The organism is Streptomyces montanus (assembly GCF_005786655.1).
GTDB classification, from domain to species: Bacteria; Actinomycetota; Actinomycetes; order Streptomycetales; family Streptomycetaceae; genus Streptomyces; species Streptomyces sporangiiformans.
In genome coordinates this window covers 90,905-112,623 of sequence record NZ_VBZC01000031.1, presented here as the reverse complement: position 1 = coordinate 112,623, position 21,719 = coordinate 90,905, and the positions used below count along the sequence as shown (strand labels likewise).

The window sequence follows — 21,719 nt, the reverse complement described above, 5'->3', positions numbered from 1 at the left end:
TCGGCCGGTCCACCGTAGCGTGCGCGGGGAGGGGGAGTTGACCGCAGCGACAGCTGTCAGCTGCCTGTACCGGTCCTGCCCCAGTCCGGGCCCGCCTGCGACCATGCCTGGTCCCAACGGGCGTACCGGCGACGCACCATGCGCCAGACGAGCAGTCGCCGACCGCCTTCCACGAGTCCCGCACAGAGGGCGGCCGCGCCGAATCCGGCCAGAACGGCGTGCGTCGTCGCGGTGGCCGTGTCCAGGGGGCGGCCCATTATTCGGCCGTGGTCGTCGGTCCACACCGTGAACCGGTCACCGGCGTGGGGGGACTTGAGGGCGGCCATGACCGTGCCGTGCTGGGCGGTGCCGTCCGGGCCCGTCCAGTTGGCGAGAACACGGCTGCGGGAGTCGCGCGCCGAGGACGTCTCGGGATCGGGGTCCAAGGGGGTGTTGTCCGCCTTCTTGACGACGGTCGCCTCCACCAGATGGCGGCTCTGCCTCTGCTCCCGTACGGAATCCTGCAGGGCATCCTGGGCAACGGAGCCGATCAGGGTGCCGACGAGGGGCGCAGCGACCAGGATGAGCAGCAGCGCCGCCAGCGCCATCCATGCCTCGACGAGATCGGTCGTGCGGCGCAGCGCGTTGTGACGCCAGTGCCAGAGTCCCCTGATTGCCCGCAATGTCCCGCACCCCCTTCCGTGTCCGTGATAGCCCAGATCGGAGCCGTCCACGCACGGGGCCTGGCAAGAGAGAGCCAAATCACCTCTCCTACCGGCCTTTCATGCATTTCTCATCATGTTCAACGGCCGTGGGCGGGGCCGTGGTTCCCTCCGCGAGGATCCAAGGGGTGTTGTTTGCGTCACCCCCTAGCCGAGGATTCTGACCGGATCTCCCGGGCGCACTGTGCCGAGGGACTCGGGCACCAGGTTCTGCCCGAAGAGCAGTTTGCCGGCGACGCGGCGGTGGCGGCCGAGGGTGCGCAGCGGTTCTCCGCCGCGCTCGGCGGTGTCCTGATCGGTGGTGGTCACGACGCAGCGCCCGCATCCCTTGGCGACCCGGAAGGTGGCCTCGCCGATGGCGATCCGTGACCAGTCGTCCTCCGCCCAGGGCTCCGTGCCGGAGACGACCACGTTCGGCCGGAAGCGGTTCATGGGCAGCGGGCCCTCGTCGGGCCGGTCGCCCTGCCTGATCAGCGAGTTGAGGGCGTCGAGGGAGCCGAGCGTGGTGAGCAGCAGGGGGTAGCCGTCGGCGAAGCTGACGGTCTCGCCCGGGCGCGCGTACTCCGGATCGATGGGCCGGCGGGTGGCCGGGTCGTCCAGATGCACAAGGCGCACTTCGACACCGAGGTAGTCGCTGAACCAGGCGTGCGCCGCGGCGTCGGCGAGGACCCCCTCCACCTTGTCGCGCCATATGTGGACCGTCGTCGTGCCAATAGGATCGGGCACCGGGACGGTCAGCGGTTGACGGCCGGGCCCGGACAGCCGCACTCCACCGCCGGGCAGCAGCTGGGCGGCGGCCAACGCCATGCGCGCATGCGTGCGTTGGGTGACGATCTTGCTCGTCTCGTCGATCAGTACCCAGCGCCGGTCGCCCGCCAGGCCCCACGGCTCCACGACGGCCTCGCGCGGGGCGTGGCCCCGGGCCGCCTTGAGCGGATAGACGTGGATGGAGTGCAGTACCGGCGTCGACATGGGGTCATCCTGCCAGCCGGTACCGACAACCCCGCCGAGACCGGTACCGACCACCCCCGCCGAGCGACGTCAGTACCGGAGAGACCTCAGTGCACGCCCGGGACCTCAGTACCCGCGGTACTGCTGACCGTTGTAGGGATCCTGGTACGGGGCCGGGGCGGGACGCGGCGCCGCCGGGCGCATCGCCTCGTAGCCCGTGCTGCCCGCTACGGGGCGCTGCGGCTGCTGAGTCTGGGTACCTGGGTAGCCCCGCGGTCCGGTGGTCTGTTGGGGGATGTACGGCGCGGCGGCCTGCTGCAGTGGCTGCGGCTGCTGGGCCTGCGGGTAGCCGTACGACGGAGTCTGCGGCGACGGAGCGGCCGGCAGGGCGGGCAGCGCTGCCGGAAGCGCGGGCAGATGGCTGCCCGAGTCGTACGCCGAGGGGACCCGGATCGGCGCGATCTGCGGGGTACCCCGCTCGGCGACGAGCGAGTCGTAGATCGGGGTGTCCGGGAAGGAGGCGGAGTAGTAACCGCCACCGTAGGTGGAGCGGGGGGAGGTCATGGCACATAAGTTAAGCCCACGATGTGCTGGTTGGGGAGACCGATAAGAGGGTTGTTTTCCGTGTCGGCCGTGACGGGGGGTCCCCAATGTGGGTGAACTTGGCAAAAAGGGGCAGCGCGTCACGTTCAGATCACGTAAAAGCCGAGTTCCCGGCGGGTTACCGAGGATTGGCGTAGTGAACTCGTTATAGAGGTCATGGGCCTTCGCCTGTCGGGGGAATAGGTTGGCGAACAACGACTCAACGCATTGAGGCGCGGTCGTCGGGGACGGCGCGGTGACACCTGATGGGGGCAGACATGTCAATGCCTAAAGGATCGAATGTTCCGGTGCCCACGACCGGACTCCGAGTCGAGTTGGGGTGGCGTTCCGGCCAAGGCGTCCCCGACGCGGATGCCTCGGCCCTGTTGCTGGCCTCCGGAAAGGTTCGTTCCGACGACGACTTCGTCTTCTACAACCAGCCGGTCCATTCCTCCGGCGCGGTGCGGCACGAGGGCAAGCGGAACACCGGCGGCCAGGTGAGCGACACGCTGCTCGTCGACCTCGCGCGCGTGGAGCCCGCGATCGAGACGGTGGTGCTCGCCGCCTCTTCGGACGGTGGCACGTTCGGGCAGGTGCCGGGCCTGTACATCCGGGTCCTCGACGCACAACAGGGCACGGAGGTCGCACGCTTCGACAGCGAGGGCGCGACCGTTGAGACGGCCTTCGTACTCGGGGAGTTCTACCGCCGGCAAGGTGCCTGGAAGTTCCGTGCCGTCGGGCAGGGCTACGGCAGCGGTCTGGAAGGGCTGGCCACGGACTTCGGGATCACGGTGGACGAGCCGCAGCAGGCGGCGCAGCCCGCGCCTTCCGCAGCTCCGCCGGCGCCCTCCACGGCCCCGCCCGCGCCGTCAACGTCCCAGACCGCGCCGCCCATGACGCCACCGCCGCCCGCGCCCGTGGCCCCGCCGGTCACGGTGGCGCCGCCGGTGACTCCGCCGCCCGCACCACCGGTGCAGCCCACGGCACCGGTACGCCTGACCAAGGTCACGCTCACCAAGGAAGCCCCGTCGGTCTCGCTCACCAAGCAGGGCGGCACCTCGGGCGCCATGCGCGTGAACCTCAACTGGCAGGTGCGCAAGCAGTTCTCCGGGTGGGGCAGCAAGCTGGGCCGGGCCGTCGCCATGCACGCGGACCTCGACCTCGACCTGTGCGCCCTGTACGAACTCTCCGACGGCAGCAAGGGCGTCGTCCAGGCGCTCGGCAACGCCTACGGGGCGCTGCACCAGCCCCCGTACATCCATCTCGACGGCGACGACCGCACCGGCGCGGTGGCGAGTGGCGAGAACCTCAGCATCAGCCTCGACCACCAAAAGGCCTTCCGCCGCATCCTCATCTTCGTGACGATCTACGAGGGCGCCCGCTCCTTCGCCGACCTGCACGCCACGGTGACCCTTCAACCGTTGCACGGCGCGCCCGTCGACTTCTCGCTCGACGAGTGCACCGTGCCCTCGACGGTCTGCGCGCTCGCCCTCATCACCAACACCGGAAGCGACCTCGTCGTCCAGCGCGAAGCGCGCTACCTGGTCCCCGAGCGCGGCGTGAGCCCGCAGCGCACGGTCGACTACGCCTATGGGTGGGGCATGAACTGGACGCCGGGCCGCAAGTGACCTCCTCCTGACCACTACCGCTACCGCTGTTCCGGCGCCGCGTCGGGGCGTGCGTACGTACGCCCCTTCCAGGCGGCGCCGCGCCCCCTGTAGTGCTGCACCGCGGAATCCACCGTCATGAGGAGGTACAGAAACGCCGTGACCGGGAGCAGCGGAGCGAGCCCGGGCGGCTGCCCGTAGTAGCGGAGCATCGGCAGGTACGTGGCCGTCATCAGCAGCCAGGCGAGCCCGCCCGCCGTCGCCGCGCCCACATTCCCCGAGGCGAGCCCCACGAAGAGCGCCACGGGCGGCACCAAGTACACCAGCGCCAGCCCGGCGACCGTACCGGCCAGCAGCAGGGGGTTGTGCCGCAGTTGGGCGTACGCGCTGCGCGAGACCATGCGCCAGAGGTCGTGCAGCCGCGGGTAGGGGCGCACACTGTCGACCCGTTCGGCGAGCCCCAGCCAGATGTGCCCCCCGGAGCCCTTGACCGCTTTCGCGAGCGCCACGTCGTCGATGACGGCCTGTCGGACGGCGTCCGGAATCCGGGCCTTCTCGGCGGCGTCCGCGCGCAACAGGACGCAGCCGCCCGCCGCGGCCGCCGTCCGGCCCCCCTTCACTGAGATCCAGCGGAACGGATACAGCTGCGCGAAGAAGTACACGAAGGCGGGCACCACCAGCCGCTCCCACACACTCTCCGCCCGCAGTCGGGCCATCTGCGAGACGAGATCGAAGCCCCCGGTGCGGGCCGCGGAGACCAACTCCCGCAGGCTGTCCGGCCCATGCGCGATGTCCGCGTCCGTCAGGAGCAGATACTCGGGTGCACGCGCGCGTGCCAGACCGATTCCGTGCCGGACCGCCCAGAGTTTGCCCGTCCAGCCCGCGGGCGGCTCCCCGGGCGAGTCCACGGTGAGCGGCAGCCCGCCATGCCGCTGGGCCAGCTCCCGGGCGAGCTCCCCGGTGCCGTCCGAACTCCCGTCGTCGATCAGGAACACCTCGGCCCTCCCCGGATAGTCCTGAGCGAGGAGCGACGGAAGGCTGTGCGGCAGCACGGCGGCCTCGTCCCGGGCCGGTACGACGACGCAGACGGACGGCCACTCATCCGGCTCCCGGCGCGGTGGCAGCCGCAGGTCGGTACGCCAGAAGAAACCCTGCCCCAGCAGCAGCCACAGCCACGCGGCGAGCGATCCGGAGGCGCTCCACACAAGGGTGTCCATCCGCCGCAGTCTGCCGCACCACCATGGCCCGTTGAGGCGGATCGTCTATGGTGACCGGGTGAAGATCGCGCTCATGGACTCCGGAATCGGTCTGCTTCCCGCTGCCGCCGCGGTACGCCGTCTGCGTCCCGACGCGGATCTCGTGCTCTCCTCGGACCCCGACGGCATGCCCTGGGGACCGCGCACGGTGGAAGACCTCACGGAGCGGGCCCTGGCCGTCGCCGAGGCCGCCGCCGCGCACCGGCCCGACGCCCTCATCGTCGGCTGCAACACCGCGTCCGTGCACGCCCTGCCAGCCCTGCGAGCCCGCCTCGAACCCGGCCTGCCGGTCATCGGCACGGTCCCGGCGATCAAGCCGGCCGTCGCGAGCGGCGGACCCGTCGCGATCTGGGCGACGCCCGCCACCACCGGCAGTCCCTACCAGCGCAACCTCATCCGTGAGTTCGCCGACGGTGTGGCGGTCACCGAGGTGCCGTGCCCCGGACTCGCCGACGCCGTGGAACAGGCGGACGAGGCGGCGATCGACGCCGCGGTCGCGGCGGCCGCCGCGCTCACCCCCGACGAGGTAAGAGTCGTCGTCCTGGGCTGCACCCATTACGAACTCGTCGCCGAGCGCATCCGCGAGGCGGTGCAGCGCCCCGGCGCCGACCCGCTCGTCATGCATGGCTCCGCCGGCGCCGTGGCCGCGCAGGCCCTGCGCCGGATCGGCGAGCAGGCCGCCCCCGAGGCGCCGGCCGAAGGCACCCTCACGGTGCTGCTCAGCGGAAGCGAGGGGCCGCTGCCCACGGCCGCGCTGACGTACGCGGAGGGCAGGCTGCTGCAGGCGGTCAGCCCCGCGCGCTGAAGCGATGGCCCCGCGCGCCGAAGGTGCGGATCCGCCGCACGAGGGGTTGATCCGAACGACACCCCTTGGCGCCGGACCGGACACCTGCGTCCACCCGGAGCAGTAGCAGGCTGCAACCCGGTGCCCGCGCTGAGGAATCTGAGTACTCTCAATGGCATGAGGGACCACCCCCACGGTGAAACGGGCGCTGCCGACGCCCCGCATCCCGAGGTATGGCACGGCCGGGCGACCAACCGCGTGCAGTGGCTGCTCGCGCTGGGAGGCGCCGCGTGCATGGCGCTGGGCATCGAACTGGCCATCGACTCGGCCTGGACGTCGGGCGTCGCCCCGCTTGCCATGTCCGTGGTCGGCTGCATCGCCGCGGGACTCCTCGTCCTGTTCGGCACGCTGGCGTTCGTGCATGTCGCCGTGAAGGTCGACAAGGACTGCCTCGAAGTCCGCTGCGGCCACATCGGCCTGCCGCGCCGCCGCATCCCGTTCTCACAGATCGCCGATGCTGATTTCGCTCCCCGTGTCACCCCGCGCCAGTGGGGCGGATGGGGTTACCGCTGGCGGCCCGAGAAGGGAACCGCCGTGATCGTCCGGCGCGGTGAGGGCCTCGTGCTCCGCCTCGGCGACGGCCATACGTTCACGGTCACGGTGGACAACGCCGAGGCGGCTGTTCGCGTTATCCGGGCCCGGCTCCGGGCGACCACTCCTGGCACCGCTGTCTGACACCGCCGTCACGGCCCCAGTTGACCACTTCGGGTGCGTCTGCCCTGGTCCACCGCGTTTCCCGGCGTCTCCTCATGCAACGGACTGGCGGTGGCGAGGCCCGCGAGCAGGCCCGCGCCGGCCGTCACCATGGGGAAGCTCAGCGCGTTGCCCACCGCGGCGATCGCGGCCAGCACCGTCAGGGCGGCGCCCGCGGTGAGCGCCACCGGCGTGGGGCGCGGGGCACGCCACAGGGCGTACAGAACCCAGCAGAACACCGCGGCGAGCAGCACCACGCCGACGAGCCCCTGCTCGGCCGCCTGTTGGAACGGCGCGGAGTGCGGCATGCCATCGGGTGACGACGACTGCGTGATCGTCGAGCTCAGCTCCGGGAACCGGCCGGGGCCGACACCGAGCCCCGGTTCCTGGCCGGCCATGTCGAGAGCATCGCGCCACAGCTGGATCCGCTGCGCCGTGAGCCTTCCCTCCAGGGACGAGGCCAGGCCGTCCGGCAGTACGTTCCCGGCGATCGCCCAGGTCCCTCCGGTCACCAGGGCCGCGGCGAGGGCAAGACCCGCGAGCCCCAGGGCGCGCCGCATCCGGTCGGCGGCGAGCGAGCACAGGAGCACCCCCGCACTGGCGAGGAAGCCCGCCGTCGAGCCCAGCACCGTGGCGGTCACCGCGATCCCGGTGGCCAGGAGGCGTAGCGCGAGACGCAGCTTCGGAGGGCGGGCCGCCCAGGCCGCACAGCACGCGGCTCCCGTGGCCAGGGCCAGCAGGGCCGCGATGGCGCCGGCATGCCCTAGGGGGGAAGCGAACTGCGGCCCCGGTGTGGTGTGCGGGGCGGTGATCGCGAGGCCGAGCCCGGCGAGTGCGCCCGCGCAGGGGGCTGCGACGGGCAGGAGGGATCCGCAGATCCGTCCCGAGGCGTAACCGGCGGCCACGGCGAGCACCGCGAGCAGCACTCCTTCTGGCCGGCCGCCGTGCGCCGACGCGGTGATCAAGGACCAGGCCGCGCAGGCGCCGAGCACGATCACGCCGGTCGTGTCCGACACCGTGCGTCTTTCGTGATGTCTGTCGTACGGCGATGCCGGACCGGCCGTCGACGTCATCCCCGCGGATCCCACCCGTCGCCCCCCGACCCCCATGACGGACCCCGAACGGTTGGCCGGATTCGGCCGTACGTGAGGGGCTTCGGCACACGGTAACGGGTGTTGCGCCGGTTTGTGGACGAGTTGCGCAGAAACGATGCGGCGCGCAGGTGAGGTGCCTGACCGGCGGCGGACGGACCGCGCTGTCGGCGTTCAGGTCATCCGCCGTACACTCCCGGAGTGACCGCCACCGCAACATCCGTAGACGAGTCGGAACAGCTCGAACCGCAGGCCCGGCCCGCATCGCGCGGGGTACGGCTGGTGCGACGGTTCCTTCCGGCCGCCGTCGCGGCACTCTCCGGAGTGCTGCTCTACGTCAGTTTTCCGCCGCGCACTCTGTGGTGGCTCGCCCTGCCGGCCTTCGCGGTCCTCGGCTGGTGCCTGCGCGGCCGCACCTGGAAGGCGGGCTTCGGCCTCGGCTACGTCTTCGGCCTCGGCTATCTGCTGCCCCTACTGGTGTGGACCGGTGTGGAGGTCGGACCGGGGCCGTGGCTTGCCCTGGTCGTCATCGAGGCGGTGTTCGTCGCACTCGTCGGCGCGGGTGTCGCGGCGGTGTCGAAGCTGCCGGCCTGGCCCTTGTGGGCGGCCGCTCTGTGGACCGCCGGCGAGGCGGCACGCGCACGCGTGCCGTTCGGGGGTTTCCCCTGGGGCAAGATCGCCTTCGGTCAGGCGGACGGCGTCTTCCTGCCGCTCGCAGCGGTGGGCGGCACTCCCGTGCTCGGGTTCGCGGTCGTCCTGTGCGGCTTCGGGCTGTACGAGATCGTCCGTCAGGTCGTCGAAACGCGGCGCACTCACGCCGTACGACGTTCCGCGGCCGTGGTGGCTGTGCTCAGCGTCGTCGTCCCCGTACTGGGCGCCTTCGCCTCGCGGCCCCTGGTCAGTGACAAGGCGGAGGACGGGACCGCGACCGTCGCCGTCATCCAGGGCAACGTGCCGCGCTTGGGACTCGACTTCAATTCCCAGCGGCGCGCGGTTCTCGACTACCACGCCCGGGAGACCGAGCGCCTGGCCGCGAAGATCAAAGCGGGTGACGTCCCCCAGCCGGACTTCGTGCTGTGGCCGGAGAACTCCTCCGACATCGACCCGTTCGCCAACCCCGACGCTCGCGCCGTGATCGACACGGCCGCCAAGGCGATCGGTGCGCCCGTCTCGATCGGCGGGGTCGTCGCGAAGGACGGCAAGCTCTACAACGAGCAGATCCTCTGGGACCCGGACAAGGGCCCCGTCGACACCTACGACAAGCGTCAGATCCAGCCGTTCGGCGAATTCCTCCCGCTGCGTTCGCTGGTCGGTGCCATCAACAAAGACTGGACGTCCATGGTGCGCCAGGACTTCAGCCGGGGCACCGAGCCGGGCGTGTTCACCATGGCGGGCACCCGGGTCGGGCTCGCGACCTGCTACGAGGCCGCCTTCGACTGGGCCGTGCGTGACACGGTCACCGACGGCGCACAGATCATCTCCGTACCGAGCAACAACGCCACATTCGACCGCAGCGAGATGACCTACCAGCAGCTCGCCATGTCCCGGGTCCGCGCCGTGGAGCACAGCCGGACCGTCACCGTCCCGGTGACCAGCGGCGTCAGCGCCGTGATCATGCCCGATGGGAAGATCACACAGAAGACCGGCATGTTCGTGGCCGACTCACTGGTCCAGGAGGTCCCGCTGCGTTCCTCCGAGACTCCGGCCACGCGTCTCGGCGTGCTTCCCGAAATGGCGCTCCTGCTGGTCGCGGCCGGCGGGCTCGGCTGGGCAGTGATCGCCGGGGCGCGCGGCCGACGCACCGGTGACGCATAGCCGTACCCGGGTCGGACGCCTGTCGTACGCAAGTGGGACGCGCCCGGAATCAACCGGGGTGACGGTGCGGCGCCGTTAGGGTCGCTCCATGGCTACTCCTGACTTCATCCGTACGATCCGGGCCACCGCCGGCCAGCAACTGCTCTGGCTCCCCGGAGTCACCGCCATCGTCCTGGACGACGAGGACAGAGTGCTCCTGGGCCGTCGCTCCGACACCCTCAAGTGGTCGGTGATCGGCGGCATCCCGGACCCGGGCGAGCAGCCGGCGGCCTGCGCCGTGCGCGAGGTCTTCGAGGAGACGGCGGTGCACTGCGTCGCCGAGCGGGTCGTGCTGGTGCAGGCCCTGAGCCCGGTCACCTATGAGAATGGCGACACCTGCCAGTACATGGACATCACCTTCCGCTGCCGGGCCGTCGGCGGTGAAGCACGCGTCAACGACGACGAGTCGGTGGAGGTCGGCTGGTTCAGCGTCGACGCACTGCCCGAGCTGGACGAGTTCGCCCTGTCCCGGATCAAGCAGGCACTCTCCGACGCGCCCACGTGGTTCGACCCCATGACCTGAGTGAGCCCGTCGTCCCCGGGCAGACGCTCGTTGTGCGGACCCCTGTCCGGGGAGGGGCGATCAGGAGATATCTTGATGTCGAGCAATGTTGCAGACGTGGAGCGGAGCACCCGGTGACTGACTCGACCATCATCTATACGCACACTGACGAGGCCCCGGCCCTGGCGACGCATTCGTTCCTGCCGGTGATCCAGGCGTACGCCTCGACGGCCGGGGTCTCCGTGGAGACGCGGGACATCTCCCTGGCGGGGCGGATCATCGCCGGTTTCCCCGAGTACCTCGAGGAGGGCCAGCGCATCGACGACCACCTGGCCGAGCTGGGCGAGCTGGCCAAGACGCCCGAGGCGAACATCATCAAGCTGCCCAACATCTCGGCCTCGATCCCGCAGCTGAAGGCGGCGGTCGCCGAGCTGCAGGAGCAGGGCTACGCGCTGCCGAACTACCCGGACGACCCGAAGACCGACGAGGAGCGCGACATCCGCGCCCGCTACGACAAGGTCAAGGGCAGCGCCGTCAACCCGGTCCTGCGCGAGGGCAACTCCGACCGCCGCGCCCCCGCCTCGGTGAAGAACTACGCCAAGGCCCACCCGCACCGCATGGGCGCCTGGACCGCCGAGTCGAAGACCAACGTGGCCACGATGGGTGTGGACGACTTCCGCTCCACGGAGAAGTCCGTGGCGATCTCCGAGGCCGGCGCACTGCGCATCGAGCTGAAGGGCGACGACGGCTCCACCACCGTCCTGCGCGAGTCCGTACCCGTGCTGGCGGGCGAGGTCGTGGACGCGTCCGTGATGCGGGTCGCCGCGCTGCGTGAGTTCCTGACCGCGCAGATCGCCCAGGCCAAGGCCGACGGCGTGCTGTTCTCCGTGCATCTGAAGGCCACGATGATGAAGGTCTCCGACCCGATCATCTTCGGTCATGTGGTGCGCGCCTTCTTCCCGAAGACGTTCGCGAAGTACGGCGCGACACTTGCGGCGGCCGGTCTGACCCCGAACGACGGGCTCGGCGGCATCTACAAGGGCCTGGAGTCGCTGCCCCAGGGCGCCGAGATCAAGGCCTCCTTCGACGCCGAGCTGGCCGAGGGCCCGGAGCTGGCGATGGTCGACTCCGACCGTGGCATCTCCAACCTGCACGTCCCGTCCGACGTCATCGTCGACGCCTCCATGCCGGCCATGATCCGCACCTCCGGCCACATGTGGGGGCCGGACGGCGAGGAGGCCGACACCCTCGCCGTCCTGCCGGACAGCAGCTACTCGGGCGTCTACCAGGTCGTCATCGACGACTGCCGGGCCAACGGCGCCTTCGACCCGTCGACGATGGGCTCGGTCCCGAACGTCGGTCTGATGGCGCAGAAGGCCGAGGAGTACGGGAGCCACGACAAGACCTTCGAGATCCCCGCCACGGGCACGGTCCGCCTCGTCGACCAGGCAGGCAACGTCGTCCTGGAGCAGACCGTCTCGGCCGGTGACATCTTCCGCGCCTGCCAGACCAAGGACGCCCCGATCAAGGACTGGGTCAAGCTGGCCGTCACCCGCGCCCGCGCGACCGGCGACCCGGCCGTGTTCTGGCTCGACGAGACCCGCGCGCACGACGCCGTCCTCATCGAGAAGGTCCAGCAGTACCTGCCGGAGCACGACACCGAGGGCCTGGACATCAAGATCCTGTCCCCGGTCGAGGCGACCAAGCTCTCGGTGGAGCGCATTCGCCGCGGCGAGAACACCATCTCGGTCACCGGCAACGTGCTGCGTGACTACCTGACCGACCTGTTCCCGATTCTCGAGCTGGGCACCAGCGCCAAGATGCTGTCGGTCGTCCCGCTGATGAACGGCGGCGGCCTGTTCGAGACGGGCGCCGGCGGCTCCGCGCCGAAGCACGTCCAGCAGCTGGTCAAGGAGAACTACCTGCGCTGGGACAGCCTGGGCGAGTTCCTCGCGCTGGCGTCCAGCTTCGAGCACCTCGCGCAGACCACCGGCAACGCGCACGCCCAGGTGCTCGCCGACACCCTCGACCGCGCGACCGCGACGTTCCTGGAGAACGACAAGTCGCCGAGCCGTCGCCTCGGTGGCATCGACAACCGTGGCAGCCACTTCTACCTGGCGCTCTACTGGGCGCAGGAGCTGGCGCGGCAGACCGACGACGCGGAGCTCGGCAAGGCGTTCGCCGCGCTGGCGGAGACGCTGACCGCGCAGGAGCAGACCATCGTCGACGAGCTGCTCGCGGTCCAGGGCTCGCCGACCGACATCGGCGGCTACTACCGGCCGGACGCCGCCAAGGCCTCAGCGGCCATGCGCCCGTCGGCCACCTTCAACCAGGCGCTCGCTTCGCTCGCCTGAGCGCTCGCCTTTCCGCCCCGGTCGGCACACCGCCGGCCGGGGCGGTCCCGTTTCTCAGTTCCGCCCCGCCCCGCGGTACAGGTCCAGCTCTCCCTCGAGCTCGACGGCCAGTACCGTGGCCGCGTCGTCGAGGTCGGCCGCTTCGGGGGCATCGATCCAGGTCACACCTGGTACCGCGTCCAGGCCGCCGGTGACGTGGTGGCCCAGTTCGGTACCCGTGCCCAGGACCGTGACCCGTCGGACGCTGTTGCGCAGCCCGCGCACCGAGACGGAGTCACGCGGCGCGTCGAAGCACACCAGATACAGCGTGCGCCGGTCGGCGGACAGGGTGCTGGGACCGTAGTGGTGCCCGGCGGGCAGCCCGGCGACGGTCCCGTACACCGCGTCGGAGTGCCGCGCGATCCAGGCGCCGAGGCCCTCCAGGCGTTCGATCTGCTCCTCGGGGATCGTCCCGTCCTCCCGGGGGCCGGCGCCGAGCAGCAGATTGCCGCCCATGCCGATCGTCTCGGTGAAGTACCGCACCAGCTGGCGCACCGATTTGAAGTCGCGGTCCTGCGGCCGGAAGCTCCACGAGTCGTTGATCGTGAGACACAGTTCCCACGGGCCGTCCGGGGCCTGGAGCGGGGCGCCCTGCTCCGGCGTGGCGTAGTCGCCGTAGCTGAGCATGCGACCGTTCAGGATGGTGTCCGGACTGCCCTTGTGGATCAGGTCGGCGAGATCGCGCATCCGCCACTGCTCCTCGGTGCGCTCCCACTCGCCGTCGAACCAGAGCACGTCGGGGTGGAAGCGCTCGACGAGCTCGCGGACCTGGCCGTCGCGGTACGCGAGATAGCGCGCCCAGGCCTCCGGGTCCTCCTTGCCGGGCTCGGCGTGCGAGTAGCCGTTGGGCGGCACGATGTGCGGCCCGGGGTGCCTCTCGCTCGCGTAGTCGGGGTGGTTCCAGTCGGAGTGCGAGTAGTAGAGGCCGACCTTGAGGCCCCGCGCGCGCAGCGCGTCGACGAATCCGGTGACGAGGTCGCGGGAGGCCGGGGTGTTCCGGACCACGTCGAGATTGCGGTGGTCGGTGTCCCACAGGGCGACGCCGTCGTGGTGACGGCTGGTGAGCACCGCGTACTTCGCGCCGACGCGGGCGAACAACTCGGCCCAGGCGTCCGGGTCGTAGCGCGACGCGGTGAAGCCGTCGAGCTGTTTCATGTACTGCTCGTGCGTCATCTCGCCTGTGTAGAACGACCAGGACTCGGCCGCTCCGGCCACGGCGTAGACGCCGTAGTGGATGAAGACGCCCAGCTTGGCGTCCGGAAACCAGGGTTGCATCGGCATGCGCACACGCTATGCACGGCCGGCTGACCGACGTGTGGGCGCCGGTCACCCACTACTGGTCCGTTTTCACCATCCGGGGCGCCCTCGCGCTGCGTCGGCCCGGCCCTGGGGCCGTCGTCGGCCAGAAGAGGCCCGCATCGGATGCGGCGCTGCTTCCGGGACGCGGCCACGTACTGGACGCATGTCCGCCCCAACACGGCGGAGCCGCCGGCGCGGCGGGTGGGTTGTGACCGACTCGGGCTGCCCTCTCACGACATCCCCCCATTCCGTGAGCGTTCCGTGATGTGTGGGGCAGGAATGCCATGGCCCGGGGCGGGTACGCGAGCAAAGCGCCCGGGCCGAACGTGTCCCGGGTGGCCTGAAAAACGCCACTACGTCGGGATGTGCCATGGAGTTTCCTTCGAATGAAAGCGCCACGTCGGAGGTCGAGCGCGCACTGAGTGTGCTGGTCGAGAACACCGAGGACGACGCGGCCCTGGACGCACTGGCCGGCAGTGAAGTGCTGGTACCGGTGCCCGACGACGCGGACGACGACACGGCGGCCGATCCCACGACGGTGGCACTGCCCGTCCTGGAGCAGGACGGCGAGACGCCGCTCGTGCCGGTGTTCACGTCGGAGCTGCGGATGGCCGAACTACTGCCGTACGTCTCGCGCTACCGGGTCGTGCCGCTGGGTGCGCTCGCCTCGCAGTGGCCCACCGGGGATCTGTCGCTGACCATCGACGCCAGTTCCCCGCACGGCCTGACGCTCAACTCCGAGGGCGTACGGACCCTTCTGGCGCGTCCGCGCGGCTGAGGCCGACGCACCGAGACAGGCCGGGCCCGGCAGTCCCGGGCCCGGCCTGTCTCGGGCGCCCAGCGCACTGGACGCGCGGAAGGTCGTGACTCACTCGCCGTTCAGCATGCGCGCCAGTACGGCGCGCTGCAGTGGGCGTACCTCGCTGTGCAGGTCGCGGCCCTTCTGAGTGAGCGCGACCCACACCCCGCGGCGGTCCTCCTGGCAGGCGGTGCGTTCGACCAGGCCGTCCTTCTCGAGGCGGCCGATGAGGCGGGACAGCGCGCTCTGGCTCAGATGGACGCGTTCGGCGACGTTCTGGACGCGGCACTGCTCCGTAGAGCCGGCCGGCGTGCTCGACGCGAGGATGTCGAGGACCTCGAAGTCGCTGGCGCCCAGGCCGTGCGGATGCAGTTCGCGGTCGATCTCGCACATCGTGCGCGCATGCACCGCCAGGATGTCCCGCCACCGGTCCTCGAGCCGGGCGCCGAGCTGCTCTGCTGCCATAGATGCACGGTAACAGAAAACAGGGCAATTCTTTACCGTGCAACTAGTGCAGGTGCATGTAAGAGCGGCTCAAGGTGTCGAGGCTCAGGGGGCCTGGACCAGGCCGACGAGATTGCCGTCCGCGTCCTTCACGGAGGCGATCAGTTTGCCGCCGCCGACGTCCTGGACGTCCTTCAGCAGTTCCGCGCCCGCCTCGAGGAGTTCCGCCAGGCTCGTTCTGATGTCGGTGACGCGCCAATAGGGGATCGGTCCCGTCAAACCCTTGGCATGGCCGTTGGGGTCGAGGCCCACTTCCGGTCCACCGGGCCGGAAGCCGACGTAGTACGACTCGTCCGCGTACGGCTCCACTCCCAGAAGCGTGCTGAACAGCGCTTTGGCCCGGGCGAGGTCCTTGACGGGATACGTGATCGTTTCGATGCCTTCGGGCATGACGGTCTCCTCGATGGTCGTGAGATCACCGGCGGTTCTCGCCGGTGATCTCACGCTATGACCGGTCGGCGGGAGTCTGCTTCTCCAATCCTGACCGGTTGCTCCGGAGGTGACAGTTCAGCCGGTGAAGATCTCGACGGCCGACCAGACGGCGAGTCCGAGCATGCACAGTCCGCCGGCCCGCTGGACGGTCTTGAGCGGGACGCGCTTGGCGATCAAACGGCCCGCCAGCAGGGCGAGCGCGGAGACCGACATGAGGGCGGCCGCGGAGCCGATGGCCACGGACGCGACGTCGTTCGTGGCCGCGAGATTGGCGGTGGTGATCTGCGTGAGGTCGCCCCACTCGCTGATGAAGACGGCCATGAAAGCCGTCGTGAAGACGGGCCAGAACCCGGTGACGGCCTTGCCGCCCGCGTCTTCCTCCGCATCCTCCCCGGCGCCGCGCAGCAGCATGAAAGCGCCGAACGCGAAGAGCACGGCCGAGACGGTTTTGACGCTCCAGTCGGGGAGCAGGCCGATGAGACTGCCGGCACCGACGGCGATCGCGACGTGCACGGCGAACGCGGCCGACGTGCCCAACCACACGTACAACGGCCGCATACGGGTGCCCATGGCCAGCGACGCGAACATCGTCTTGTCGGGCAGTTCGGCGAGGAAGATCAGCCCGAAGGCGGTGATGACCGTCAGGGGGTCGAGAGACATCCGGGTGGCTTTCTGTACGGGCCGGGCCTCCGGATCTTCGCGAAACGCCCTCGGCTGGGGCGACGGGAGAACCGATCGGCCCGGCATGACGGGTGCGTCGCACACCGTGCGACGCATCATGCCTGGCCGAAGGTCTCGCCCACCCGTGTGTTCACATCGGGCCCGGCCACCGGGAACCCGTGGGTTCCAGTGTGTCGACGACCGGTTCGCAGAGCTACTCCCCTTCGCGGGGGCCGAGTCTACCGGTCCCGGTACCGGTCGTCCGCGCGGGCCTCGCATGAGCGTGCGATCGAAGGGTAGGCGAAAGACATCCCCGACAGACGGAACCTCTCGCCCGTGGGGTACGGAAGAAAACGCACCGCCATGACCATCAACCCTCCCGACGAAGACACGTCCACCGTCATCGTGCGCGCCCTGGGCGTCCTGGCACACAACGGCCAGGACAGCGACGCGCGGGCTCTGCTGGCCGGGAGCCAGGTGCTGCTGCCCGCCGCCCCCGACCCCATCGACGACACGGACGCCGAGGCCGCGGACGCGGACGCAACGGACGCCGACGCCACGCACGCGGAGGACGCGCTGAAACTGGACCTTCCGCTGACGGGCCGCACCGTGCAGGTCTTCACCTCGGAGGCGCGCATGGCCGAGGTGCTGCCGGACGTCGAGTGCTATCGCCTCGTCCCCCTGGGCCTGCTCCCGGCCCACTGGCCCGACGGCGGCCTCTCGCTCACCATCGACCCCGGTTCGCCGGAGACGCTGACGCTGTCGGTGGACGGCGTGCGATTACTGCTCGGCGAACAGTGAGGCCCTTGAAGCCCTAGAAGCCCTTGAAGCCCTTGAAGCCCTTGAAGCCCCGTGTCTCATGTCGACCGGCGCTTCACCAGCTCCGTCGGCAGTATCACCGCCGCCGGGTCCTCGCCGCTGATCTGGGCGAGGAGTACGCGCACCATCTCCGCACTGATGCGGTCCCAGGGCTGACGGATCGTGGTCAGCTCGGGGCTCGCGGCAGTGGCTGCGGGGGAGTCGTCGAATCCGCCGACCGCGACGTCCTCGGGGACTCTGCGTCCGGACCGCTGGAGCACGGTCAGCACGCCCTGCGCCATCAGGTCGGAGGCGACGAAGACGGCGTCCATGTCCGGCGCCCGGTCGAGGAGCCGTTCGGCGCCCGCCTCACCGCTGGAGCGGCTGTAGTCGCCGGAGACGATGAGCCGTTCGTCGACCTCGATGCCCGCCTCGGTGAGCACCTCCCTATAGCCCGCGAGCCGCTCGACACCGCCCGGTGTGTCCAGCGGACCGGTCACCACGCCGATGCGACGGCGGCCGAGCGACAGCAGATGACGCACCATGTCCCGTGCGCCGTCCCGGTCGTCCGCCGCCACGTAACTGACCTTGGACCCCAGGCCGATGGGCTTGCCGCACGCGACCAGCGGCACCCCCGCCTTCCGCAGCCGTTCGGCGACCGGGTCGCCGGAGTGGCTGGAGACCAGCAGCACTCCGTCGACGTGGCCCGCGGTGATGTATCGCGCTATGCGGCGCCGTTCGTCCTCCGTGCCCGCCACCATCAGCAGCAGCGGAATGTCGTGCGCCGCCAGAGCCTGGGTGCAACCCCGGAGCAGGACGTTGAAGTTGGGGTCCTCGAAGAGCCTCTCCTGCGGTTCGGTGAGCAGGAATCCGATCGAGTCCGAGCGCCCGGTGATCAGTGAGCGGGCGTGCCGGTTCACGACGTAACCCGTCTTGCGGATGGCGGCGTTGACCGCCTCCTGTGCCGAAGGGCTCACGTAGTGCCCGCCGTTGAGTACGCGTGAGACCGTGCCCCGCGACACGCCGGCCTCGCGCGCGACGTCGTGGATCGTCGGCGGCCTGCGCCGGCCACCCGAGTGGTTCATGGTCATGACTTTACGGCTCCGGACAGCAGATCGAGACTCCAGAACCGCTGGATGACCAGGAACAGCGCGATGAGCGGGATGACCGCCAGCAGGGCGCCGGTGATCACGAGCGTGTACAGGGCGGGGGTGTTGGCGCCCTGCTCGAGGAGCGTGAACAGACCGAGTGTGATCGGGAACTTCTCGTCGTCGCTGAGCATGATGTAGGGCAGCAGGAAGTTGTTCCACACCGCCACGAACTGGAACAGGAAGACGGTCACCAGACCGGGGATCATCATCGGCAGCGCGATCCGCGTGAAGATCCGCCACTCACTCGCCCCGTCCATCCGCCCCGCCTCGACGACATCGCCGGGGACGGCCGCCGTGGCGTAGATCCGCGCGAGATACACGCCGTACGGCGAGAGCACCAGGGGCAGCAGCACCGACGCGTACGAATCCGTAAGGTCGGCCTTCGCCAGAAGCAGGTACTGCGGGATCGCCAGGATCACCGGCGGCATGAGCACGCCCGCCAGCAGGATGTTGAACACGGTCTCGCGGCCGCGGAAGCGGTAGATCGCGAGAGCGTAGCCGCTGAGCGCCGAGACAGCCGTCGACAGGAGCGCGCCGAGGCCCGCGTAGAGGGCGGAATTGCCCATCCACCTCCAGTAGACGCCGTCGCGGTAGGCGTTGAGGTCCTTGAGGTTCTCCGCGAAGCCGGTGCCCGGCAGGAACGTGAACGTGGAGAACAGCTCACGGCCGGACTTGGTGGCCGCGATCGCCACCCAGGCCACGGGCAGCAGACAGTAGAGCGCGCCGAGCAGCAGGGTGAGCGTCGGCACGAAGGCGATCCGGCGGCGCGGCGGCGGGCCCTGGGCGGTGCCGGGTGTCGTGTCCGCGGCCGGAGCGGCCTTGCGGACGGCAAGAGAACTCATCGTGCTTCCTCCTGCCTGGTACGGGAGTTCGCGGTGCGCAGGAATCCGAAGGACAGCGCTAGCGTGACGAGGGCGATGATCACGGCCGTGGCGGCCGCCGAGTGGATGTCGCTCTTGCCGAAGGCGTCCTGGTACACCTTCATCAGGGGACTCCAGGTGGTGGAGACGGAGTTGGTGAGCGGCTTGAGGGTGGTCGGTTCGCTGAACACCTGGAGCGTGGCGATGATCGAGAAGAAGAAGGTCAGCACCAGCGAGGGCGCCACCATCGGGATCTTGATCCGCAGGGCGATCTGCAGCGGGGTGGCGCCGTCGAGCTTGGCGGCCTCGTACACCTCGGCCGGGATCGCCCGCAGCGAGGTGTAGATGACGATCATGTTGAAGCCGGTGCCGCCCCAGACGGCGATGTTGGAGAGCGCGAGGTACAGCGGTCCGCCGTCCAGCAGGTCCGGCTGCGGCATGCCCAGCTTGTCGAGCACGAAGTAGAAGGGGCTGACGTCCGGCAGGTACAGGAAGCCCCACAGCAGTGCCGCGACGACGCCGGGAATGGCGTACGGCAGGAAGACCGCGAGCCGGGTGAACGGCGCGAGGCGCACCCGGTCGGTGTCGAGCATCAGCGCGAAGAGCAGGGCGAGGCCGAGCATCACCGGGATCACGATGGCGCCGTACCCGAGCACGCGCAGGGCACCGTGCAGCAGCTCCGAGTCGGTCAGCGCGTCGGTGTAGTTCTCGAGGCCCGCCCAGACCTCGCTGCGGGCCCCCGAGCCGAGGCCGAGGCCCTTGACCTGGACCTTGTGGAGGCTGAGCCAGATCGCGTAGCCGATGGGGAGAGCGAAGAAGAGGGCGAAGAGGATCGTCGCGGGAAGGAGGAAGGCGTACGGGGCCCCCTTGACCCCGTACGACTTCCGGCGTGCGGTGGTCACGGAGCGACCTCGAAGCCCTGCTTCTTGAGGTCGGCGACCGTGTCGTCCTGCATCGTCTTCAGGGCGGCACCGAAGTCCGACTTGTTCTTGGCGGCCGCGCCGAACGCGTCCTTGAAGGTGGTGTACGCGACGTTCACGTTCGGGCCCCACGCGGAGGGAGCGGTGGTCTTCGCGATGTCGGCGGCCTTGGTGTAGAAGTCCGGCTGGTTGGCGAAGAAGGCCGGCGGCTCGGCGAACGCGTCACTGGTCTGCGCGGTCGTGGCGGCGGGGTAGATGCCGCCCTCCTTCGCGAGCGCGGTCAGCGCCTCCGGGTCCGTGTTCAGCCAGGAGGCGAACTTCGCGGCGGCCGCCTTGTGCTGGGAGTCCGTGGTGACGGCGGTGGAGGAGCCGCCCCAGCTGCCGGTCACGGTGTCGCTGTCCGTCCACTGCGGCAGCGGGGCCATGGCCCACTTGCCCTTGGTGTCGGGAGCGGCGGTCGTCAGTGTGCCGGGCGCCCAGACCGCGCTCACCCAGGCGATCTGCTTGCCGGTGTTGAGCGCCTTGTTCCAGGCCGGCGTGTACATCGGCTGGTTGTCGATGGCGCCCTCCTTGACGAGGCCGCCCCAGAAGTCGGCGACCTTCTGCGAGGCCGCGTCGTCGATGCCGACCTTCCACTTGTCGCCCTCGGTGGTCCACCACTTGGCGCCGGCCTGCTGCGCGAGACCGGCGAAGAGGCCGGAGTCGTTGGCGGAGAACGTGGTGAGGTCCGTGTCCGGGGACTTCTTCTTCAGCGCGCGGGCGGTCTCGGCGAACTCGTCCCAGGTCTCCGGGACCTTGAGGCCGTACTTCTCGAAGAGGTCCTGGCGGTAGTAGAACATCATCGGCCCGGAGTCCTGCGGGATCGCGTACACCGCGTCCGAGCCCAGCGTCGTCTGCTGCCAGACGCCCTCGGCGAACTTGTCCTTCACCCCGTCCGCCTCGCCGGCTATGTCGGCGAGCGCGTCATTGCTGACCAGGGTCGGCAGGGCCTGGTACTCGGCCTGGACCAGGTCCGGGGCCTTCTTGGCCTTGTGCGCGGTCAGGATCTTGGTGACGAGCGTGTCACCGGACGCCTGCTTCTTCACGGTGACCGTGATCTGGTCCTTCTTGCCCGGGCCCTTGTTCCACAGGTCGGCGACCTTGTCCATGCCCGGCGTCCAGGACCAGTACGTGAGCGAGACCGGTCCCGAGTCGGCCTTGCTGTCGTCGTCCGAGGAGCCACAGGCGGCGAGTGCGGTGGCACCGAGCGCGACGGCCACCGAGGTGGCCACAAGACGACCGAGCTTCGTGTTTGGCATGGATCTTTCTCCCTGACCTGGGCCTCCGCTCTGCTGCGGCGACCGCGCCATGCTTCTGTGAGCGTTCACAGTAGAGAAACATCCAGGACACTTGTCAATGGTTGTTGCTGTGCGGTTATGTTGGCCTCGCGCCGATCGCGCTGTGTGTGCACGTTCCCAAATGATCGACTCAACGGGAGAGATCCATGCCGGAGACCACCCCCAAGGGCCTCACCAGGCTCGCCTTCGGCGGGGACTACAACCCCGAGCAGTGGCCGGAATCCGTCTGGCACGAAGACGTCAGGCTGATGCGCGAGGCGGGTGTCACCATGGTGAGCGTCGGGATCTTCTCCTGGGCGCTGCTCGAACCCTCACCCCGGGTGTACGCGTTCGGCTGGCTCGACCGACTCCTTGACCTCCTGCACGAACACGGGATCCGCGCCGACCTCGGCACGCCGACCGTGGCGCCGCCGGCCTGGTTCTACCGCGCGCACCCCAAGGCGCTGCCGGTGGCCGCCGACGGGACGCGGTACGAGTTCGGCTCG

General features: G+C 69.9%; 22 protein-coding genes. 9 read left to right on the top strand and 13 right to left on the bottom strand.

Annotated features, from left to right (window positions below; translation table 11 throughout):
- Positions 1 to 56 precede the first annotated feature (56 nt).
- From FE633_RS26655 to FE633_RS26645, 3 genes are all read right to left on the bottom strand, one after another.
- Positions 57 to 662 carry an Rv1733c family protein gene (locus FE633_RS26655; RefSeq protein WP_171060132.1) on the bottom strand — a complete coding sequence of 202 codons (606 nt, stop codon included), beginning with the start codon at positions 660 to 662 and terminating at the stop codon, positions 57 to 59.
- A 186-nt stretch (positions 663 to 848) separates the two neighbouring features.
- A complete protein-coding gene (locus FE633_RS26650) occupies positions 849 to 1,673 on the bottom strand; it encodes an MOSC domain-containing protein (RefSeq protein WP_138047727.1) in 825 nt (274 codons plus the stop codon).
- Between the two features lie 105 nt (positions 1,674 to 1,778).
- Entirely contained in the window at positions 1,779 to 2,216 is a 438-nt protein-coding gene (locus FE633_RS26645) for a DUF6643 family protein (RefSeq protein WP_138047726.1), read from the bottom strand.
- Positions 2,217 to 2,518: 302 nt separating this feature from the next.
- Here FE633_RS26645 and FE633_RS26640 point away from each other — a divergent pair, with 302 nt between their 5' ends.
- Entirely contained in the window at positions 2,519 to 3,862 is a 1,344-nt protein-coding gene (locus FE633_RS26640) for a TerD family protein (protein ID WP_138047742.1), read from the top strand.
- Positions 3,863 to 3,882: 20 nt separating this feature from the next.
- On the opposite strand, the gene FE633_RS26635 is transcribed toward FE633_RS26640, so the two are convergent.
- The gene (locus FE633_RS26635) at positions 3,883 to 5,058 is read right to left on the bottom strand and encodes a glycosyltransferase (RefSeq protein WP_171060131.1); all 1,176 of its coding nucleotides are present in this window, start codon (positions 5,056 to 5,058) and stop codon (positions 3,883 to 3,885) included.
- Positions 5,059 to 5,116: 58 nt separating this feature from the next.
- Here FE633_RS26635 and FE633_RS26630 point away from each other — a divergent pair, with 58 nt between their 5' ends.
- Both FE633_RS26630 and FE633_RS26625 read left to right on the top strand, forming a co-directional pair.
- A complete protein-coding gene (locus FE633_RS26630) occupies positions 5,117 to 5,902 on the top strand; it encodes a glutamate racemase (protein WP_171060130.1) in 786 nt (261 codons plus the stop codon).
- A 156-nt stretch (positions 5,903 to 6,058) separates the two neighbouring features.
- A complete protein-coding gene (locus tag FE633_RS26625) occupies positions 6,059 to 6,616 on the top strand; it encodes a hypothetical protein (RefSeq protein WP_138047725.1) in 558 nt (185 codons plus the stop codon).
- Between the two features lie 8 nt (positions 6,617 to 6,624).
- Here the strand turns inward: FE633_RS26625 and FE633_RS26620 are convergent, their stop codons facing one another.
- Complete coding sequence (locus FE633_RS26620) at positions 6,625 to 7,707, bottom strand: O-antigen ligase family protein (protein ID WP_138047724.1); 1,083 nt, start codon at positions 7,705 to 7,707, stop codon at positions 6,625 to 6,627.
- 219 nt (positions 7,708 to 7,926) lie between these two features.
- Here FE633_RS26620 and lnt point away from each other — a divergent pair, with 219 nt between their 5' ends.
- From lnt to FE633_RS26605, 3 genes are all read left to right on the top strand, one after another.
- Positions 7,927 to 9,540: an apolipoprotein N-acyltransferase gene (gene lnt, locus FE633_RS26615; RefSeq protein ID WP_138047723.1), complete on the top strand. Its 1,614-nt coding sequence runs from the start codon at positions 7,927 to 7,929 to the stop codon at positions 9,538 to 9,540.
- Positions 9,541 to 9,628: 88 nt separating this feature from the next.
- On the top strand, positions 9,629 to 10,102 hold the full coding sequence (locus FE633_RS26610; RefSeq protein ID WP_138047722.1) for an NUDIX hydrolase: 474 nt from the start codon (positions 9,629 to 9,631) through the stop codon (positions 10,100 to 10,102).
- A 113-nt stretch (positions 10,103 to 10,215) separates the two neighbouring features.
- Positions 10,216 to 12,435, top strand: a complete 2,220-nt coding sequence (locus FE633_RS26605) for an NADP-dependent isocitrate dehydrogenase (RefSeq protein ID WP_138047721.1) — start codon at positions 10,216 to 10,218, stop codon at positions 12,433 to 12,435.
- A 54-nt stretch (positions 12,436 to 12,489) separates the two neighbouring features.
- Here the strand turns inward: FE633_RS26605 and FE633_RS26600 are convergent, their stop codons facing one another.
- Positions 12,490 to 13,755, bottom strand: a complete 1,266-nt coding sequence (locus tag FE633_RS26600) for an alpha-L-fucosidase (RefSeq protein WP_138047720.1) — start codon at positions 13,753 to 13,755, stop codon at positions 12,490 to 12,492.
- Positions 13,756 to 14,143: 388 nt separating this feature from the next.
- Here FE633_RS26600 and FE633_RS26595 point away from each other — a divergent pair, with 388 nt between their 5' ends.
- On the top strand, positions 14,144 to 14,551 hold the full coding sequence (locus FE633_RS26595; protein WP_138047719.1) for an SseB family protein: 408 nt from the start codon (positions 14,144 to 14,146) through the stop codon (positions 14,549 to 14,551).
- A 90-nt stretch (positions 14,552 to 14,641) separates the two neighbouring features.
- Here the strand turns inward: FE633_RS26595 and FE633_RS26590 are convergent, their stop codons facing one another.
- The 3 genes from FE633_RS26590 to FE633_RS26580 all read right to left on the bottom strand — a co-directional run bounded on the left by FE633_RS26590 (position 14,642) and on the right by FE633_RS26580 (position 16,168).
- Positions 14,642 to 15,037 (bottom strand): MarR family winged helix-turn-helix transcriptional regulator, encoded by a 396-nt coding sequence (locus FE633_RS26590; RefSeq protein ID WP_138047718.1) that lies wholly within the window; start codon positions 15,035 to 15,037, stop codon positions 14,642 to 14,644.
- Positions 15,038 to 15,121: 84 nt separating this feature from the next.
- The gene (locus tag FE633_RS26585; protein WP_138047717.1) at positions 15,122 to 15,466 is read right to left on the bottom strand and encodes a VOC family protein; all 345 of its coding nucleotides are present in this window, start codon (positions 15,464 to 15,466) and stop codon (positions 15,122 to 15,124) included.
- A gap of 117 nt (positions 15,467 to 15,583) precedes the next feature.
- Positions 15,584 to 16,168 carry a TMEM165/GDT1 family protein gene (locus FE633_RS26580; RefSeq protein ID WP_138047716.1) on the bottom strand — a complete coding sequence of 195 codons (585 nt, stop codon included), beginning with the start codon at positions 16,166 to 16,168 and terminating at the stop codon, positions 15,584 to 15,586.
- A gap of 363 nt (positions 16,169 to 16,531) precedes the next feature.
- Here FE633_RS26580 and FE633_RS26575 point away from each other — a divergent pair, with 363 nt between their 5' ends.
- Complete coding sequence (locus FE633_RS26575; RefSeq protein WP_138047715.1) at positions 16,532 to 16,969, top strand: SseB family protein; 438 nt, start codon at positions 16,532 to 16,534, stop codon at positions 16,967 to 16,969.
- Between the two features lie 56 nt (positions 16,970 to 17,025).
- Here FE633_RS26575 and FE633_RS26570 read toward each other — a convergent pair whose 3' ends face one another.
- Genes FE633_RS26570 through FE633_RS26555 form a run of 4 tightly spaced genes read right to left on the bottom strand, consistent with a single transcriptional unit; the run spans position 17,026 to position 21,195 of the window.
- Positions 17,026 to 18,057 carry a LacI family DNA-binding transcriptional regulator gene (locus FE633_RS26570; RefSeq protein WP_138047714.1) on the bottom strand — a complete coding sequence of 344 codons (1,032 nt, stop codon included), beginning with the start codon at positions 18,055 to 18,057 and terminating at the stop codon, positions 17,026 to 17,028.
- Positions 18,054 to 18,959 carry a carbohydrate ABC transporter permease gene (locus tag FE633_RS26565; RefSeq protein ID WP_138047713.1) on the bottom strand — a complete coding sequence of 302 codons (906 nt, stop codon included), beginning with the start codon at positions 18,957 to 18,959 and terminating at the stop codon, positions 18,054 to 18,056. Before FE633_RS26565 ends, FE633_RS26570 begins: the two co-directional genes overlap by 4 nt.
- Entirely contained in the window at positions 18,956 to 19,879 is a 924-nt protein-coding gene (locus FE633_RS26560) for a carbohydrate ABC transporter permease (protein WP_138047712.1), read from the bottom strand. The genes FE633_RS26565 and FE633_RS26560 overlap by 4 nt, the downstream gene beginning before the upstream one ends.
- Entirely contained in the window at positions 19,876 to 21,195 is a 1,320-nt protein-coding gene (locus FE633_RS26555; protein WP_138047711.1) for an extracellular solute-binding protein, read from the bottom strand. The genes FE633_RS26560 and FE633_RS26555 overlap by 4 nt, the downstream gene beginning before the upstream one ends.
- 185 nt (positions 21,196 to 21,380) lie before the next feature.
- Between FE633_RS26555 and FE633_RS48695 the strand changes: the two genes are divergently transcribed.
- Positions 21,381 to 21,719: beta-galactosidase (locus FE633_RS48695; protein WP_246113842.1), on the top strand; the 339-nt coding region annotated here is incomplete at its 3' end.